This is a genomic window from Bacillus sp. RIT 809 (genome assembly GCF_016892495.1).
Classification (GTDB): Bacteria; Bacillota; Bacilli; order Bacillales; family Bacillaceae_G; genus Bacillus_A; species Bacillus_A cereus_U.
This window is the reverse complement of the sequence record NZ_JAFEMR010000001.1, coordinates 247993-262116: the sequence shown is the minus strand read 5'-3', so window position 1 is coordinate 262116 and position 14124 is coordinate 247993. Positions and strand designations below refer to the sequence as shown.

The window sequence follows — 14124 nt, the reverse complement described above, 5'->3', positions numbered from 1 at the left end:
TAGGATATGTGTATGACAGATAAAGGGAAACATGTACAAGTTGATTCGGAAAGAATGATTCAAACGTCTAAATGTGGAGATGGAGAATGATTGAATTGAAAATTAGAGTGGAGCGTCTTAAAAAAGAAAATATAGAGGATATTGTTGCATTATCTTCTTATATTGGCTGGGATTATAATACAGAAGAAATTGAGACTATTTTTAACTCGGGTATTGTATACGGTGTGTGGAATGAGAGAAAAGAGCTTATTGCAAGTGCGGCAATTATAGTATATGGAGAGACATTAGCGTCTATCGGAATGGTGATTGTACATCCAGATTATAAGGGAAGAGGAATTGGAAAGGTAATAACAGATTCATGCATTAAGAGTGTAGTAGCGCAAACTTCAATTATGCTTATTGCTACGGATGAGGGAAAGCCTTTATACGAAAAACTCGGATTCAGGGCTGTGAGCTATGTTTCTAAATACATATGTAACTCGTACAATGCGAATTATAAGTGTGTAGGAAATGAAGAGTATATTATGAATTATAAAGAGTGTGATTTAGAAAAGATAATAAAAATAGATGAAGGTGCATTTGGGACGAGCCGAAAAAAGTTTTTAAAGCGGAGAATTATGCAAAGTGAACAGTGTATCATTATAAAGGATACAAAACAAAATGTATTAGGATATGGTATAAGTATACAAACGCCAGAAAATAAAATAATAGGGCCGGTCATTGCTAAAAATGATGTGATGGCAATAGATATTGTTCATTATTTAGCAAAAGGGCATAATGGTAAATTAAGAATTGATGTACCAGAAGGAAAGAACGATTTTATGAAAGAGTTAGAGATTGCTGGTTTTCGAAAGGTGAATATGCCGCCAATTATGATGAAAAATAGCAATCGATTATTAAAAAGGAATAATGAGTTATATAGCATTGCAGCGCAAATTTTTGGATAAAAAAGAATCCTTTTCATGTAAGGATTCTTTTTTATGGTAAATTTACTCACGATATTGGTCATGAGTTGGTTGAAAGAGGTCTTCCTCGATAGGTCTTACCATAGAAAAATGATCAACGTTATAATGGCCGTGTAGAGTTTTATTATGGTGTTCGATAATTTGCTGTGCCGACAATACGTTAGAATCAGTTGTTGAATGACCGTTTTTAATTAATGTAACATCAAAGCCTTGTACAGTTGCTGTCCTAACAGCGGTGTCAATGCAATGTTCTGTTTTACAGCCACCTATAACGAGATGATTAATCTTCTCTTCTTTTAAAAGTTCATACAAAGAAGTACCGTAGAATGAATTTGTTGCTGCTTTATTAATGAATATTGCAGATTGAGGTGCTTTAATTTGATTATGTACTTCAAAGCCCACGCCGCTACCAGAAGCAACATCGGTATCTCTTACGAAAATAATAAGGGCATTTGAATCTATTGCTTTCTGTACAGCTGTATTTAGTGTAGCTAATAGCTCAGTTTTACGAAAAACTTCATTTTCTTGTTCATTTCCATCAATAAGTTCTTGCTGAGCATCGATAATTAATAGTGCTTGTTTCATCGTGTCTCCCCTTTAATATAAAATAAGTGCCACTGTACATATTCCTTCATGTTGTAAGGAAATCCTCCATTGTTAACGAAGTAGACGATTGCTTTACAAAGTTGTCAAAGAAATTTCATTCTCATAGAGTATAAAAACATGTATGATAGGAAGTGGAGAATTTTTGAGTAGGTGGGAATATCATGCAAACAGTAGAAGATTATCTTTCATTCTTACATACGAAAGGATTTAAATTATCAGGGGAAGCACACGGATTTATTATGTTTGGACAAGGATATACTGGTGCATCTGATGGGATTGTGAACGTAGCAATAGAAGCGACGATTAAACATCAGTTACAGTTTGATGGCAGTTATTTTGTTGCGTTATTAGAACGATTGAAAGAAGAAGAGATTACAGATAAAAAAAGCGCTAAGGCTTTTATGCGGAAGTTACAAGCGTAACTTCACGCAGCCCGCGCTTCTTTTTTTGTTTTTGAAGGTAATTCAACAAAAATCATACCTAGGAAAATACATAGACACCCAATAATAGCAGAAATAGAAAGCTGTTCATTTGCTACTAGAACGCCTGTTAATGCTGCAAAAACAGGCTCCATTGCGAAAATAATGGCTACTCTCGTTGGAGAAGTGTGTTTTTGTGCAGATGTTTGAATGAAAAAGGCAATTGATGTCGCAAACAGGGAAGTTAGAAATAGAGCGAATAAAAAGGAATGATTTGTCCATAGTGATACTGAAAATAATTTTTCCCAATCTTCAAATAAAAAAGCGCAAATAGAAGAAAATATACCGACAGCTAATACTTGAGAAGTGCTTAGTAATAAAGGTGATATTTTCTTAGAAAAGAAACCGTTAACAAGAATATGGGCAGCGAAAGCGACTGCGCAACCGAGAACGAGTATATCTCCAATGTTTAATTGAAAAGAATCACCAGCGGTTAATAAATATAAACCTGCTGTTGCTACAGTAATACCAAGTGCAATGAAAATTGTAGCCCGCTGCTTTAAAAAGATAAAAGACAAGATTGGGACCATAATGATACTAAGTCCTGTTAAGAAACCGGCTTTTGAAGAGGTTGTATAGAGTAAACCAAATGTCTGTAATAAATACCCAACACATAAAAAAAACCCAACAATTAGCCCAGCAAGACTGCTATGTTTTATATCTTGTTTTGAAGTTTTTTGAGAGAAAATAATTTGAACGAATAATAAAATAATTCCAGCGAATAAAAAGCGAATAGCATTAAAAGTAAATGGTCCAACAAAAGACATAGCATTTTGAACGACAACAAACGTAGCTCCCCAAATAAAAGAGACGAATAATAATGCGAGAGGAGCAATCCACCCTTTTTTCACACTCATACCCCCGTTAATTTTGTGAAATAGCTTTTCTAGCTAATTCATCAGCGACTTTATTTTGACTACTTGGAATCCACTTAATAAAAAAGAGATCGAAATTTTTTATGTACTGCAGTGCTTCTTCTAGAAGCGGTGCAAACATTTTATTTTTTGCGTATTCTTTTTCAACAGCCCGTTCAACAAGTTGGGAATCTGTACGAAAAGATACAATGCTATAATTATGCGCTGCGCAATACTTTAATGCTGCAAGTAAAGCGTGGTATTCTGCTTCATGGTTGGACATTGTTCCAAGTGGTAATGACAATTGTACAGGTGGCTGTACCCCTTTAATAAAAACCCCGGCGCCAGAAGGTCCAGGATTTCCTTTTGATGCACCATCGATATATACTTCAATCAAAATGAGAACCTCCAGTTATAAGGTTATCCCCTACTTGAAAATTTTTTTAGAAGTAGGGGATAGAGTACTTATCCCGCTATTTGCCGGGCAGTAAGACTCCCACCTCAAAATTCGGCTAGAGCAAAGAAGTTAGGTGGGAGGTCAACTGCCCGTAAACGCCCGATTGGTGTGGGCTAATAATCAGTGGGGGATGAACACCCCCCACTGATTAAAGTTTCACTTTATCCAATTGTAATGCTATAACGACATGTAAATGTTTCATTCGCTTGTAACGATTGAATTCCTTTTTTTTCTTTAAAATCTTTTGCTTGCTTTACTTCATCAGCAATTCCGTACCAAGGTTCAATACATAAGAAAGGTGCGTTATCTCCTGGTGTCCATACGCCGACAAATGGGAACCCATCAAATGCTACTTTTACAAATTTATTATGTTTATGTGAGCGAATAGAAATTTCATTCGTATTGATATGTTCAAAAATAAGCGCGTCATTTTTGAACATATCATATGTAAGTGGCAATTCTTTCGTATTTTCAGCGATTAGTTGCTTTTCATTTGAAAGAAAAGGACCTTCTAATATGCTAGTTTCTAAACGTTCAGATCCGTTAAATGATAGATGATAATCTGTAAATGATTCACCCTCTAATAAAGGACAGTTGAATCCAGGATGTGCTCCGATTGAAAAGAACATCTCTTTTGAAGAGGGATTGTTTACTTCATATGTAACATGTATATTTTGTTCGTCTACTTCATAAGAAACGAGTAATTCAAATTCATATGGATATTTTTGTAACGTCTCTTCATTACTAGTAACGACATAAGTGATTTTTGTTTCACTTTGTTCTTTAACAGAGAACGAAAGATCACGGGCAAAACCATGCTGTGTTAATGAATAAGGTTTATCTTCTACGTAGTATGTATTCTCTACTAATCGACCGACGATTGGAAACAAGATTGGTGCACGACGTCCCCAATAAGTAGAATCACCTTGCCATAAATATTCTGTGTTGTCTTCTTTTAAGCGAACGCTTTGTAATTCTGCACCTTTGTCAGAGATGGAAACGATCACTTTTTCATTTTGAATTGTTGCTGTCATGAAGTGAAACCTCCTAAATCTTTCATAATGTTTTATTATACGTTGTCCGAAAGAAAAAAGGTAGTAAATGATAGGAATCTATTGACGAAAGAGTACCTATTGCGTAAAATATAATCTTGTTGCTTAAAAACGAATAACGTGGTTCGAAACCATCCCACGTAAAAAAACTAAGGAGATTTTGTCATGAATATAAGAACATTAGTCGGTAATGGTATTTTAGCGGCATTATATATTGCTGTTTCTATGCTTATTCAGCCATTTGGCTTTACGAATGTACAGTTTCGTATTTCAGAGATGTTTAATCATCTCGTTGTCTTCAATAAGAAAGCAATTTACGGGATTGTATTAGGTGTATTTTTAACGAATCTCTTTTTCTCACCTATGATCGCTTATGATTTAGTATTTGGAGTAGGGCAATCAATTCTTGCACTACTTGCAACTATTATTTCTATGCGCTTCATTAAAGGTGTTTGGGCTCGTATGATTTTTAATACAGTTATTTTTACAGTCACAATGTTTATGATTGCAATTGAACTTCATCTTGCATTTGATCTGCCATTTTTATTGACATGGCTAACATGTGCAGTTGGTGAATTTGTTGTAATGGCGATTGGTATGCCTGTGATGTACTGGATTAATAAGCGAGTGCAATTTGAAAGATTTATGCAATAGATGAAAGAGCTGTCCTTACTTAGGATGGCTCTTTTTGTATGTGATTAAATTGTATATAATACTGTGACTCTTGGTCAACTATCCCCACTGTGATGAAACGTTTCAGTGGGGGCTTGAGTTAGAACTCTAGGTCTTTTCATCTATCGCTAGACAGTTTGACGCTCTAGAATTCATGCCACCTTACGGTAACACCCCAAGTAAGTTTTTGGTTGGTACTAGAAACGAACAATCGTTTCCCCACTTGCACCACCCTTTTGAAAAAGAGCAGTTCTTCCTTATGGAAGAAGCCACCACTCAGATGAATCCGGCGTGTGCTACAAGCCCCGACAAGTCGAGTACACATGGATGGTTGACACACCCACTAAGCTATGCACGAAGCAACAGCCTTACGTTTTTGCACTTCTAATAGAATCGGCGTTTTCACTTTAAGATTTTCATCCAATTCTACAACTCTTGATTTTTCCAATGTATTCAACGCACCATTAATATCAGCATGGATACATTTTCCTGATTTACTTCGATACAGACCACGAGTGATTCGTTTGCCACTAAAGCGATAATGCGTCCTATCATCCTTAGACCAAACTGGAACCCTATCTTTATCAAGAAAACTAGCTTTTGAAGTATAGCTTTCTTCTTGTTTTAAAAATCGGATGCCTTCTTTTACACATTTATTCTCAATTGCTGCAATCAGTTTATGAAATGGGATTTGAACAAATTTTTGGTTATTCTTTTTTCCCATATCAGATTTTTGTTTCCAACCAGTGTTATACCCTACGACAACCGTATCTATGTTGAATGCTTTCACTTTTTTGAACAACAAACCTACAGTTTGTGAAATGTAACCATTTATTTGTTTTTCTCGTTTATGCCAAAGTGCAGCCATTTTATTCGTTACAACACGTTTGGAAAGTCCATTTTCCACATTTTTCAGTTGGAGATTACGTATCATTTTGTTGAAGTACTGGTTAATGGATTTTAATTTTTTCCCATCAATTAAAAATGCATCACCTGTATTTGTTACGCAACTTAATAATCTATCTACACCTAAATCGCAACTCAAAGCGTTACTAGTAGTCGTGGATTGTTTCTTCATTTGAGAAACGTGCATCTCATATGTGTAATGCACCTCAAAGAACCGACCTTTTTGCTTCGGTACAATCTCAATGTAGGAGATTTTTTTATTTCTTAAATTTTTAGGCATACGTATTTTAATGGAACCGAATTTTTTTCTGAATGCCACATTCATCGGAATCAGCCAATACCCGTTATCATCCACTTTTGGAACTTGATAGATTTCAATAATTCGTTTGTCAGTTGAACCGGAATAATTTGGAAACTTAGGACGCCCTGTGAAGGTTTCTGGTTTGTTTTTCCACTGTTCCAATGCTTTAAAAAAGCTCTTCACTTCTGTAAATAAGGCTCTACGAATCGCTTGAACAGAGTTTGATTGAATGCCCGAGTAATTCAAATCGGCTTGCATGGCAGTATCCACTTCTTTTACAGTAGCCATTTTATTATGATTCAAATAACTTTTTTTTATGGTGTACAATCCAACATTTCGCAATGCTTTTGAACTATGTGACATGCGCTGAAGTAAACGAAATTCTTTTGCTGTGAGACAAGCTCGTCCGATATTCTGTTTCTGCGTGAATCGTTGCATGGTTTCTCTTTTCTTTTGTTTACGTAATACTTTCACTGCTTTCTTTCTAGCCATTGTTTTCACCACCTTTCTCAGAGAGTTCATTAAAATTATTGCTTTCCTTGTGATTCAATGTACTTACGGATAGAATCTATAGGTACACCGCCCGTTGTTAAAAGACAATAACTTCGAGACCAAAACATTTCTTTCCATAGATCATGTTTTATCTGAGGAAAATCTCGTTTCAGGAAACGAGAACTAACACTTTTGTAACTGTTAATCGCTTTTGACAAATCATTATTTGGAACGAAACGGAACAAAATATGAACATGATCTTCATCGTAATTCCTTTTGGCTCAAGTAACCAAATGATTATTATCCAATTTCGTTGTCTTACGATATATTCCCTCCTTATCTACGACAGATTATATCGTAAGACAAAAAGAAACAAATATTCGCCCTCAAAAAATTGTTATGAACGAAACAAAAGTGTTTGGTCTACCTTCTGATGGCAATTCATCTCCACCTGAATTGTTGGGTTTCACCCGTAACGCAAATCAGATGGAGTCTGCTTGCCGAAGGGGATAAAATAAAGTGAGGCTTTAATTAGTCGGATAAATATAAGAAGTCTTATAAAAGGGGAATCTAGTATGAAATATAAAATACATTGGTTGTATAAAACGAAGCGTGGTTTACAAACTGAATTAACAACAGATTATATGAACATAGAAGAAGTACTTCAATTTGCGGAGGATTTTGAGAAAACAGGAAGGGCGAAAGAACTTTTATTTTTCGATGAAATGGACGCGGAATGGTCATTAAAAGAAATGAAAAAACTGAGTAAGCAAGTGGAGGAAGATCCGCAAGAAATTCAAGTTTATTTTGATGGTGGTTATGATGTACAGACGAAAGAAGCTGGGGTTGGTATATGTGTATACTATAAAAAAGGAAATACAAATTACCGAATTCGTCGCAATGCATACATAGAAGGCATATATGATAATAACGAAGCGGAGTATGCAGCATTATTATACGGGATGAATACACTCGAGGAATTAGGAATTAAATATGAAGCAGTTACACTTCGGGGAGATTCTCAAGTTGTACTGCAGCAATTAGCTGGTGAATGGCCTTGCTATGATGAACATTTAAATCATTACTTAGACCAAATTGAACAAAAAGCGAAGCAAATGAAATTAAAGCTTGTTTGTGAACCGATATCTAGAAAACAAAATAAAGAGGCACATCAATTAGCAGCGCAAGCATTAGAAGGGACGGCAATTGACAGTCATAAAGAAATAACCGAATAGAGAGGTGCAAAGGTGAATAAAAAGCAACTCATTACAGAGGTAAATGACTTATTAGAGACGTATTGCGAAGGATGTTTCTTACAGGATCATAATCGGAAAAATCATAGTAAATACTATGCCCATTCTTTTTGTATACGGCAATGTACGGTTGGAGAGAAGTTGAAAAAGTATGGGGAGCAATTGTCATAAAAAACATCCAGAGAATTTTCTCTGGATGTTTTTTTAGTGCTTCGCTTCGTGTAATTGATGCTCGCATTTACTTAATTTTTTTTCTTCATTCATTAGAAATGGCTCATCTAAATCCGTTGCAACGGATTTCATGACTTCAAGCTGAGAACGAGCCGATTCTACTGCAGTAGTGGCATGCTCTAATGTGTCTGGATCCATTGAAATTGTTGCAGAACCTACCATTTTTTGTGCAGTTTCTACACGGAATTTTACTTCTTCAAAATCATTTACATGTGACCCCATTGTTATTGCCTCCTTTGGATTTTGCGCATTTCACATAGTTTTTGCTCTGTAAAACGGAAATATACAAAGGAATAACAAAGGAGGTTACCAAGTAAGGTAACCTCCTGTCATATGTGGGATTAAAGTTTTGCTACGTTAGCAGCTTGAGGTCCACGGTTTCCTTCAGTAATGTCGAAAGATACTTCTTGACCTTCCTCTAAAGCTTTGTAGCCGTCGCTTTGAATAGCAGAGAAATGTACGAATACATCTTCAGAGCCTTCCATTTCGATAAATCCAAAACCTTTTTCATTGTTAAACCATTTTACTTTTCCTTGCATGTCACAATTCCTCCTAAAAACGATTCCTTTTTTCATTTAGTGAAATTCATTTTAAAAAATAATATAAATAAAAAATGCTATTTTCTCGAATATTCTGCTAAATGATTAATTTAAATATACACGAATTGGTAGAATTTAGTCAAGTAAGCGCTTTGAAATTTTTGTATTTTTAAATAATTCTTTCTCGAATTTTTAAAAAGGTATAGGACAAGCCGAGTATGTAATATTCTTAAGTGAATGCTGTACATAATGAGGTGAAAGAATGGATGAGTCTTATTTATTAGATAATGAAGGAATGAAAAATAGAGGCGACATACCGAATTGGGTTGCAAAAGAATTTCAAAATTTTTCGAGTGTCGTGTTAGAACCAACTTTTCCGTGTTATTTCGGTTTAACAGCTTTGAAAAAGAATGAACTTCGTTATTCATTTCTCTCTCATAATGATTGGGGGCATTTACCCAATACAATGTTATCTTTTTTAGAGTTAATGAGAGAGCGGCCGATTGTAAGAAGGGGCTTTTTTCTTTTTGTGGAACCGGAATGTGAAGAAAAATCAATCGAATATTATCGAGATTATTTTTGGAAAGTACTACAATATTTACATGAACAAGATAATCAATTATGGCCAAAGCAAATCCCGAAAAATCCAGAGCATTATTTATGGGAATTTTCATTTGGTGGTGAACCAATATTTTCATTTGGGAATGCGCCAGCTTATAAACAGCGAAAGACTAGGCATTTAGGAAATTCTCTCGTTATTGGATTCCAGCCACGAACTATTTTCGATGGCTTAGAAGGAGATCGTCCTAAAGGGTCGTATTCAAGACAAATGGTCCGTGAACGAGTTGAAAAGTGGGATCAGTTGCCGAAACACCCTAACATTAGTCACTACGGCGATCCTAATCATCGTGAATGGAAACAATATTTCATAGGGGATGATATTGAGCCGATTAAAGGTAAATGTCCTTTTCATCATAGAGTAGAGAAATAAGAGCCATCAACAGGATGGCTCTTTTGTATATTTTGGATAAAAAAGGGTACTGTATTAGTGAATAATTTTTATGAAAGCTAGTCTATTTTCTATATTTACATCATTACTTAATAGTAAAAGAAGTAGAAAGGATAGAGCGATGTTTGGAGCAATTATACAACAAATAGTATTAGGTATTTCATTAGCTGCGCCTGTAGGTCCGATTAATATTGAAATGTTAAAAAGGGGAATTGAACGTGGATTTTGGCATGCATGGATTGTTGGAATTGGAGGAATGACTGCTGATATTTTGTTTATGCTTCTTATTTATTTCGGTTTATCTTCTGTGTTTATGTATACATATGTACAAGCTTTTATGTATTGCACTGGGTTTTTCTTGTTGTTTTATTTAGGGTTTCAAAGTGTGAAACAAGGAATTTCTCACTCTAATATGGAATATAAACAAGAAGAGATAGGTGGACTTAAACAATCTTTTATGGCAGGATTTTTTATCGCGATATCCAATCCATTAAATCTCGTTTTTTGGTTTGGCATATACGGAAGTACACTTAGCTCTTTGCTTACAAAAGTAACGAAACAAGAAGCTTTTTTGTACAGTCTTTGCATTATTGTTGGTATTATTTTGTGGAACTTAAATATTGCTTTTTCTGTACATTTCGGAAGAACTTTATTAAAGCAAAAAGCACTTGGCTATATTACAGCCGGAGCAGGTATTATTTTAGTAGGATATTCTATCCATTTTGCATACAAAGCTTTACAGTTGTTCATATAAGATTGAAGGGGAGATTTTTATGTATCGAACCACTATTGACGGAAAAGAAATTATCATCACTTTAGCACCAAAAATCCGAAAAGAAATTACTGATAGGAATCCACTATATGAAGCGGTATTTAAAAATGCAGCAAGGTTGCTGCAAACGAAACAACCAACGTTTGCGGTAAACCATGAAGTATTTGGGCTTATTATTGGAGAAGTACAAAGGGGTGAAGTAACAGTGTTTGCAGTAGAACACATTATCCCAAAGCAAAATATATTTGGTCCGAACACTTTTTTCTCGACAATAGAACAGCAGGCAAATTTGTAAAGTGAATAGAATAAGAATAAAATAGAAAAGAAATAGTCGTAACGATATGTTGCGGCTGTTTTTGTGGAGAAGGGGGAAGAAAGATGAAGAGAGTGGTAAAGGAGTTCTTTTTGCAACATGATATTGTTATTATGTATAGTGTTCTATTAATTTTTATCCTTATTTTAAAAATGCAATTTTTTACATGGATCGGTATGTTAGCGTGTGTGTTGGGGATTGTTTTTTATACGCTTAACGAATATATGACACATCGTTTTTTATTCCATTTAAAGCCGCCTAAAAACGCACTTTTATTAAAAATGTTAAGAAGATTACATTATGATCATCACGTCTATCCAGATGATTTGAAACTTTTATTTTTGCCTATATGGTTTAGTATACCTAGCTTTACTATCTATTTACTTATATCATATGGTATTACAAAAAGTGTTACTGTTACACTTTCATTCGGAATCGGAATGATTATCATGCTCCTCGTTTATGAATGGAAACATTATATTGCACATAAGCCAATTCGTCCCTTCACTAAGTTTGGAAGATGGCTAAAAAAACAGCATATATTACACCATTATAAAAATGAAAAGTTTTGGTTTGGTGTTTCAAATCCAGTATTCGATTTTATATTTGGAACGCTTAAAGATGGAAAAGACGTTGAATTAAGCGAAACAGCTCGTAATTTAGAAAAGGAGACAAAGACAGAAGTAGTGCGATAAGCACTACTTTTTTTATCCCGCTATTTGCGAGTAGTATGACTCCCACCTCAAAATTCGGCGAATACGAAGAAGTTAGGTAGGAGTCATGCTGCCCGTAACCCCTCCACGCTGATTAAAGTTTCACTTTATTCTGTTTTAACGGGAATAAAAGTTTAATCGAATCAATCAAATTTTATGTTGAAAAAGTATATTGAAAATTTAGGAGAAAATGACGAAAAATGTCTATCGAAAAATCTTTGCAGGAATGTACGGATTGTCTAAAATGAAAATAAGTTTCTGAATATTTATAAAATTTAATCTTTAGGTATGCAAGGAGAAATTTTATTTTAAGTTAAGAGAGGGGACCAGAGAATGAAACGAGATGATACGTCAGCACGTAAGTTACAAAATGAGGTGAATTATACAGAAGTTGTTCAGTCGGAAGAGTTTCAATTGTTATTAAATACGAAAAAGAAGTTTATCATTCCGATGAGTATTTTCTTTTTAAGTTTTTTTATTACATTACCTATTTTAACATCGTATTCAAAGGTGCTTAATACACCGGTATTTGGTGATGTTACATGGGCGTGGGTATTTGCTTTTGCGCAATTTATAATGACATGGGCATTATGTATGATTTATAGCAAAAAAGCAGAATCCTTTGATGAAATCTCGCGAAAAATTCTGCAAGATATGCAACAAGGGAGGGGCTGACTTTGAATACAACCGCCTTTGCGCTATTTTTAATTATCGTCCTTGGTACACTTGTTATAACTTATTTCGCATCGAAAAAAACGAAAAATGCGAGTGAATTTTATACGGCTGGAGGGGGATTAACTGGTTGGCAAAATGGCCTGGCGATTGCCGGGGATTACATGTCTGCTGCGTCATTTCTTGGCATCGCCGGAGCGATAGCTTTAACAGGATTTGATGGGTTCTTTTATAGTATAGGTTTCTTAGTTGCTTACTTAGTTGTATTATACCTAGTTGCAGAACCGCTTAGAAATTTAGGGAAGTATACGTTAGCGGATATGATTGCGGCGCGTTTTGATGCGAAAAAGGTTCGTGGTATTGCAGCACTTAATACGATGACGATTTCGATTTTTTATATGATTGCACAATTAGTTGGTGCGGGTGCACTTATTAAATTATTATTAGGAATTGAATATACGACATCCGTTTTAATCGTTGGTACACTAATGACAGTTTACGTTATTTTTGGAGGTATGACTGCTACAAGTTGGGTACAAATTGTAAAGGCTGTACTACTTATGGCAGGTACATTTATTATTTCTGTTATCGTTTTCTCCAAATTTAATTTCAGTGTGACAGAAATGTTCGCTCAAATGAAAACAGCTACTCCATTGAAGGAATCGTTTTTAAATCCAGGAGTAAAGTATAAAGATGGTCTGGATACACTTTCTTTAAATTTAGGACTAGTTCTTGGTACGGCAGGATTACCGCATATTCTTGTCCGCTTTTTCACAGTACGTGATGCAAAAACTGCACGTCAATCAGTTGTGTACGCTACGTGGTTAATTGGTGCATTTTATATTATGACGATTTTCTTAGGATTTGGCGCGGCGGCGTTTGTAGGGAATGAGGCAATTATTCAAGCAAATCCAGCCGGTAATATGGCAGCACCTTTATTAGCTAAAGCATTAGGTGGAGATTTCTTATTCGCATTCGTATCGGCGATTGCTTTTGCAACAATTTTAGCTGTAGTAGCAGGTCTTGTATTAACAGCGGCTTCCGCATTTGCTCATGATTTTTATAACGAGATTATTCGCAAAGGAAAATCAACGGAAAAAGAGCAAGTTTCAATGGCTCGTTATGCGTCTATTGGAGTAGCGATAGTATCTATTATACTTGCTTTATTTGCGCAAACATTAAACGTAGCATTTTTAGTATCACTAGCATTTGCAGTTGCAGCGAGTGCAAATTTACCAGTTATATTATTTACAATATATTGGAAGCGTTTTAATACAACGGGTGCAATTTGTGGTATGATTGTTGGTCTTGTATCAGCAATTGTTCTTGTTGGGTTAAGTCCAAACGTTTGGAATCCTGTGGTAGGGAAAGCTATATTTGTTGGAGAGGCGATATTCCCATATACGACACCTGGAATTGTTTCTATTCCGCTTGGATTCCTTGCAGCATATTTAGGAACTGTTTTCTCTAGTAAGAAAGAAGATGCAGCAAAGTTTGATGAAATTCTTGTGAAATCTAATACTGGTCATGGTATTAGTGATGCTTCTTCACATTAAAAAAAGAGGAGCTTTTCGAAATATAAGAAAAGCTTCTATTTCTTTTGGCATTTTCTTATAAAGTGAAACTTTAATCAGTGTGGGGGATTGTTCATCCCCCCACACTGATTATTAGCCTTCACCAATCGGGCGTTTATGGGCAGTTAATCTCCCACCTAACTTCTTTGCTCCAGCTGAATTTTTGGGTGGGAGTTTTACTGCCCGTTAATGCGGGATAAATATTACTTTATTTCTGGTAGGATTTGTCTTGTGTTTGTGGAATGAAAATAGGCAGGGAGAAAT

Annotated in this window: 18 protein-coding genes, 1 pseudogene and 1 riboswitch; of the genes and pseudogenes, 11 read left to right on the top strand and 8 right to left on the bottom strand. The window is 35.2% G+C overall.

The genetic code is table 11. The features are described 5' to 3' along the window. Window positions 1-86 precede the first annotated feature (86 nt). On the top strand, window positions 87-947 hold the full coding sequence (locus JTF23_RS01325) for a GNAT family N-acetyltransferase (protein ID WP_204207935.1): 861 nt from the start codon (window positions 87-89) through the stop codon (window positions 945-947). A gap of 42 nt (window positions 948-989) precedes the next feature. On the opposite strand, the gene JTF23_RS01320 is transcribed toward JTF23_RS01325, so the two are convergent. Beyond that, window positions 990-1550 carry a cysteine hydrolase family protein gene (locus JTF23_RS01320; protein WP_002158529.1) on the bottom strand — a complete coding sequence of 187 codons (561 nt, stop codon included), beginning with the start codon at window positions 1548-1550 and terminating at the stop codon, window positions 990-992. Window positions 1551-1732: 182 nt separating this feature from the next. Between JTF23_RS01320 and JTF23_RS01315 the strand changes: the two genes are divergently transcribed. Continuing rightward, complete coding sequence (locus JTF23_RS01315; RefSeq protein ID WP_204207934.1) at window positions 1733-1993, top strand: DUF6123 family protein; 261 nt, start codon at window positions 1733-1735, stop codon at window positions 1991-1993. A 2-nt stretch (window positions 1994-1995) separates the two neighbouring features. Here JTF23_RS01315 and JTF23_RS01310 read toward each other — a convergent pair whose 3' ends face one another. The 3 genes from JTF23_RS01310 to JTF23_RS01300 form a co-directional block, all read right to left on the bottom strand. Then, a complete protein-coding gene (locus JTF23_RS01310) occupies window positions 1996-2901 on the bottom strand; it encodes a DMT family transporter (protein ID WP_204207933.1) in 906 nt (301 codons plus the stop codon). Window positions 2902-2914: 13 nt separating this feature from the next. Then, complete coding sequence (locus JTF23_RS01305; protein WP_002149250.1) at window positions 2915-3301, bottom strand: reverse transcriptase-like protein; 387 nt, start codon at window positions 3299-3301, stop codon at window positions 2915-2917. A 221-nt stretch (window positions 3302-3522) separates the two neighbouring features. After that, entirely contained in the window at window positions 3523-4395 is an 873-nt protein-coding gene (locus JTF23_RS01300) for an aldose 1-epimerase family protein (RefSeq protein ID WP_204207932.1), read from the bottom strand. A 132-nt stretch (window positions 4396-4527) separates the two neighbouring features. Beyond that, a riboswitch (PreQ1 riboswitch) is annotated at window positions 4528-4572 on the top strand. 6 nt (window positions 4573-4578) lie between these two features. Here JTF23_RS01300 and JTF23_RS01295 point away from each other — a divergent pair. Beyond that, window positions 4579-5067: a QueT transporter family protein gene (locus tag JTF23_RS01295; RefSeq protein ID WP_204207931.1), complete on the top strand. Its 489-nt coding sequence runs from the start codon at window positions 4579-4581 to the stop codon at window positions 5065-5067. Between the two features lie 361 nt (window positions 5068-5428). Here JTF23_RS01295 and JTF23_RS01290 read toward each other — a convergent pair whose 3' ends face one another. After that, window positions 5429-6784, bottom strand: a complete 1356-nt coding sequence (locus JTF23_RS01290; protein ID WP_204207930.1) for an RNA-guided endonuclease TnpB family protein — start codon at window positions 6782-6784, stop codon at window positions 5429-5431. A 35-nt stretch (window positions 6785-6819) separates the two neighbouring features. After that, window positions 6820-7056 (bottom strand): annotated as a pseudogene (gene tnpA, locus JTF23_RS01285) (IS200/IS605 family transposase); the annotation flags it as partial. A gap of 303 nt (window positions 7057-7359) precedes the next feature. Here tnpA and JTF23_RS01280 point away from each other — a divergent pair. Together JTF23_RS01280 and JTF23_RS01275 are read left to right on the top strand one after the other, a co-directional pair. Continuing rightward, window positions 7360-8019, top strand: coding sequence for a ribonuclease H family protein (locus tag JTF23_RS01280; RefSeq protein WP_204207929.1), 660 nt, complete (start codon window positions 7360-7362; stop codon window positions 8017-8019). Between the two features lie 12 nt (window positions 8020-8031). After that, window positions 8032-8208, top strand: a complete 177-nt coding sequence (locus JTF23_RS01275; protein WP_033714188.1) for a zinc-finger domain-containing protein — start codon at window positions 8032-8034, stop codon at window positions 8206-8208. Window positions 8209-8241: 33 nt separating this feature from the next. On the opposite strand, the gene JTF23_RS01270 is transcribed toward JTF23_RS01275, so the two are convergent. Further along, the gene (locus JTF23_RS01270; RefSeq protein ID WP_002158521.1) at window positions 8242-8490 is read right to left on the bottom strand and encodes a DUF2564 family protein; all 249 of its coding nucleotides are present in this window, start codon (window positions 8488-8490) and stop codon (window positions 8242-8244) included. A gap of 119 nt (window positions 8491-8609) precedes the next feature. After that, a complete protein-coding gene (cspB, locus tag JTF23_RS01265; RefSeq protein WP_002011904.1) occupies window positions 8610-8807 on the bottom strand; it encodes a cold shock-like protein CspB in 198 nt (65 codons plus the stop codon). A 262-nt stretch (window positions 8808-9069) separates the two neighbouring features. On the opposite strand from cspB, the gene JTF23_RS01260 reads away from it, so the two are divergent. The 6 genes from JTF23_RS01260 (at window position 9070) to JTF23_RS01235 (ending at window position 13842) form a co-directional block, all read left to right on the top strand. Continuing rightward, window positions 9070-9798, top strand: coding sequence for a YqcI/YcgG family protein (locus JTF23_RS01260; protein WP_204207928.1), 729 nt, complete (start codon window positions 9070-9072; stop codon window positions 9796-9798). Between the two features lie 139 nt (window positions 9799-9937). After that, entirely contained in the window at window positions 9938-10570 is a 633-nt protein-coding gene (locus tag JTF23_RS01255) for a LysE family transporter (RefSeq protein WP_016104364.1), read from the top strand. Window positions 10571-10589: 19 nt separating this feature from the next. Further along, a complete protein-coding gene (locus JTF23_RS01250) occupies window positions 10590-10883 on the top strand; it encodes a hypothetical protein (RefSeq protein ID WP_002011898.1) in 294 nt (97 codons plus the stop codon). Window positions 10884-10966: 83 nt separating this feature from the next. Continuing rightward, complete coding sequence (locus tag JTF23_RS01245) at window positions 10967-11596, top strand: sterol desaturase family protein (RefSeq protein WP_199715120.1); 630 nt, start codon at window positions 10967-10969, stop codon at window positions 11594-11596. 351 nt (window positions 11597-11947) lie between these two features. Then, on the top strand, window positions 11948-12289 hold the full coding sequence (locus JTF23_RS01240) for a DUF485 domain-containing protein (RefSeq protein WP_002158517.1): 342 nt from the start codon (window positions 11948-11950) through the stop codon (window positions 12287-12289). A 2-nt stretch (window positions 12290-12291) separates the two neighbouring features. Further along, window positions 12292-13842 carry a solute symporter family protein gene (locus tag JTF23_RS01235; RefSeq protein WP_002201091.1) on the top strand — a complete coding sequence of 517 codons (1551 nt, stop codon included), beginning with the start codon at window positions 12292-12294 and terminating at the stop codon, window positions 13840-13842. Window positions 13843-14124: the final 282 nt, after the last annotated feature.

Excerpts from the sequence above, each read along its gene's own strand:
- JTF23_RS01325 (WP_204207935.1), top strand. The coding sequence starts at position 87 with ATGATTGAATTGAAAATTAGAGTGGAGCGTCTTAAAAAAGAAAATATA.
- JTF23_RS01320 (WP_002158529.1), bottom strand. The coding sequence starts at position 1,550 with ATGAAACAAGCACTATTAATTATCGATGCTCAGCAAGAACTTATTGAT.
- JTF23_RS01315 (WP_204207934.1), top strand. The coding sequence starts at position 1,733 with ATGCAAACAGTAGAAGATTATCTTTCATTCTTACATACGAAAGGATTT.
- JTF23_RS01300 (WP_204207932.1), bottom strand. The coding sequence starts at position 4,395 with ATGACAGCAACAATTCAAAATGAAAAAGTGATCGTTTCCATCTCTGAC.
- JTF23_RS01295 (WP_204207931.1), top strand. The coding sequence starts at position 4,579 with ATGAATATAAGAACATTAGTCGGTAATGGTATTTTAGCGGCATTATAT.
- JTF23_RS01290 (WP_204207930.1), bottom strand. The coding sequence starts at position 6,784 with ATGGCTAGAAAGAAAGCAGTGAAAGTATTACGTAAACAAAAGAAAAGA.
- JTF23_RS01280 (WP_204207929.1), top strand. The coding sequence starts at position 7,360 with ATGAAATATAAAATACATTGGTTGTATAAAACGAAGCGTGGTTTACAA.
- JTF23_RS01270 (WP_002158521.1), bottom strand. The coding sequence starts at position 8,490 with ATGGGGTCACATGTAAATGATTTTGAAGAAGTAAAATTCCGTGTAGAA.
- cspB (WP_002011904.1), bottom strand. The coding sequence starts at position 8,807 with ATGCAAGGAAAAGTAAAATGGTTTAACAATGAAAAAGGTTTTGGATTT.
- JTF23_RS01260 (WP_204207928.1), top strand. The coding sequence starts at position 9,070 with ATGGATGAGTCTTATTTATTAGATAATGAAGGAATGAAAAATAGAGGC.
- JTF23_RS01255 (WP_016104364.1), top strand. The coding sequence starts at position 9,938 with ATGTTTGGAGCAATTATACAACAAATAGTATTAGGTATTTCATTAGCT.
- JTF23_RS01250 (WP_002011898.1), top strand. The coding sequence starts at position 10,590 with ATGTATCGAACCACTATTGACGGAAAAGAAATTATCATCACTTTAGCA.
- JTF23_RS01245 (WP_199715120.1), top strand. The coding sequence starts at position 10,967 with ATGAAGAGAGTGGTAAAGGAGTTCTTTTTGCAACATGATATTGTTATT.
- JTF23_RS01240 (WP_002158517.1), top strand. The coding sequence starts at position 11,948 with ATGAAACGAGATGATACGTCAGCACGTAAGTTACAAAATGAGGTGAAT.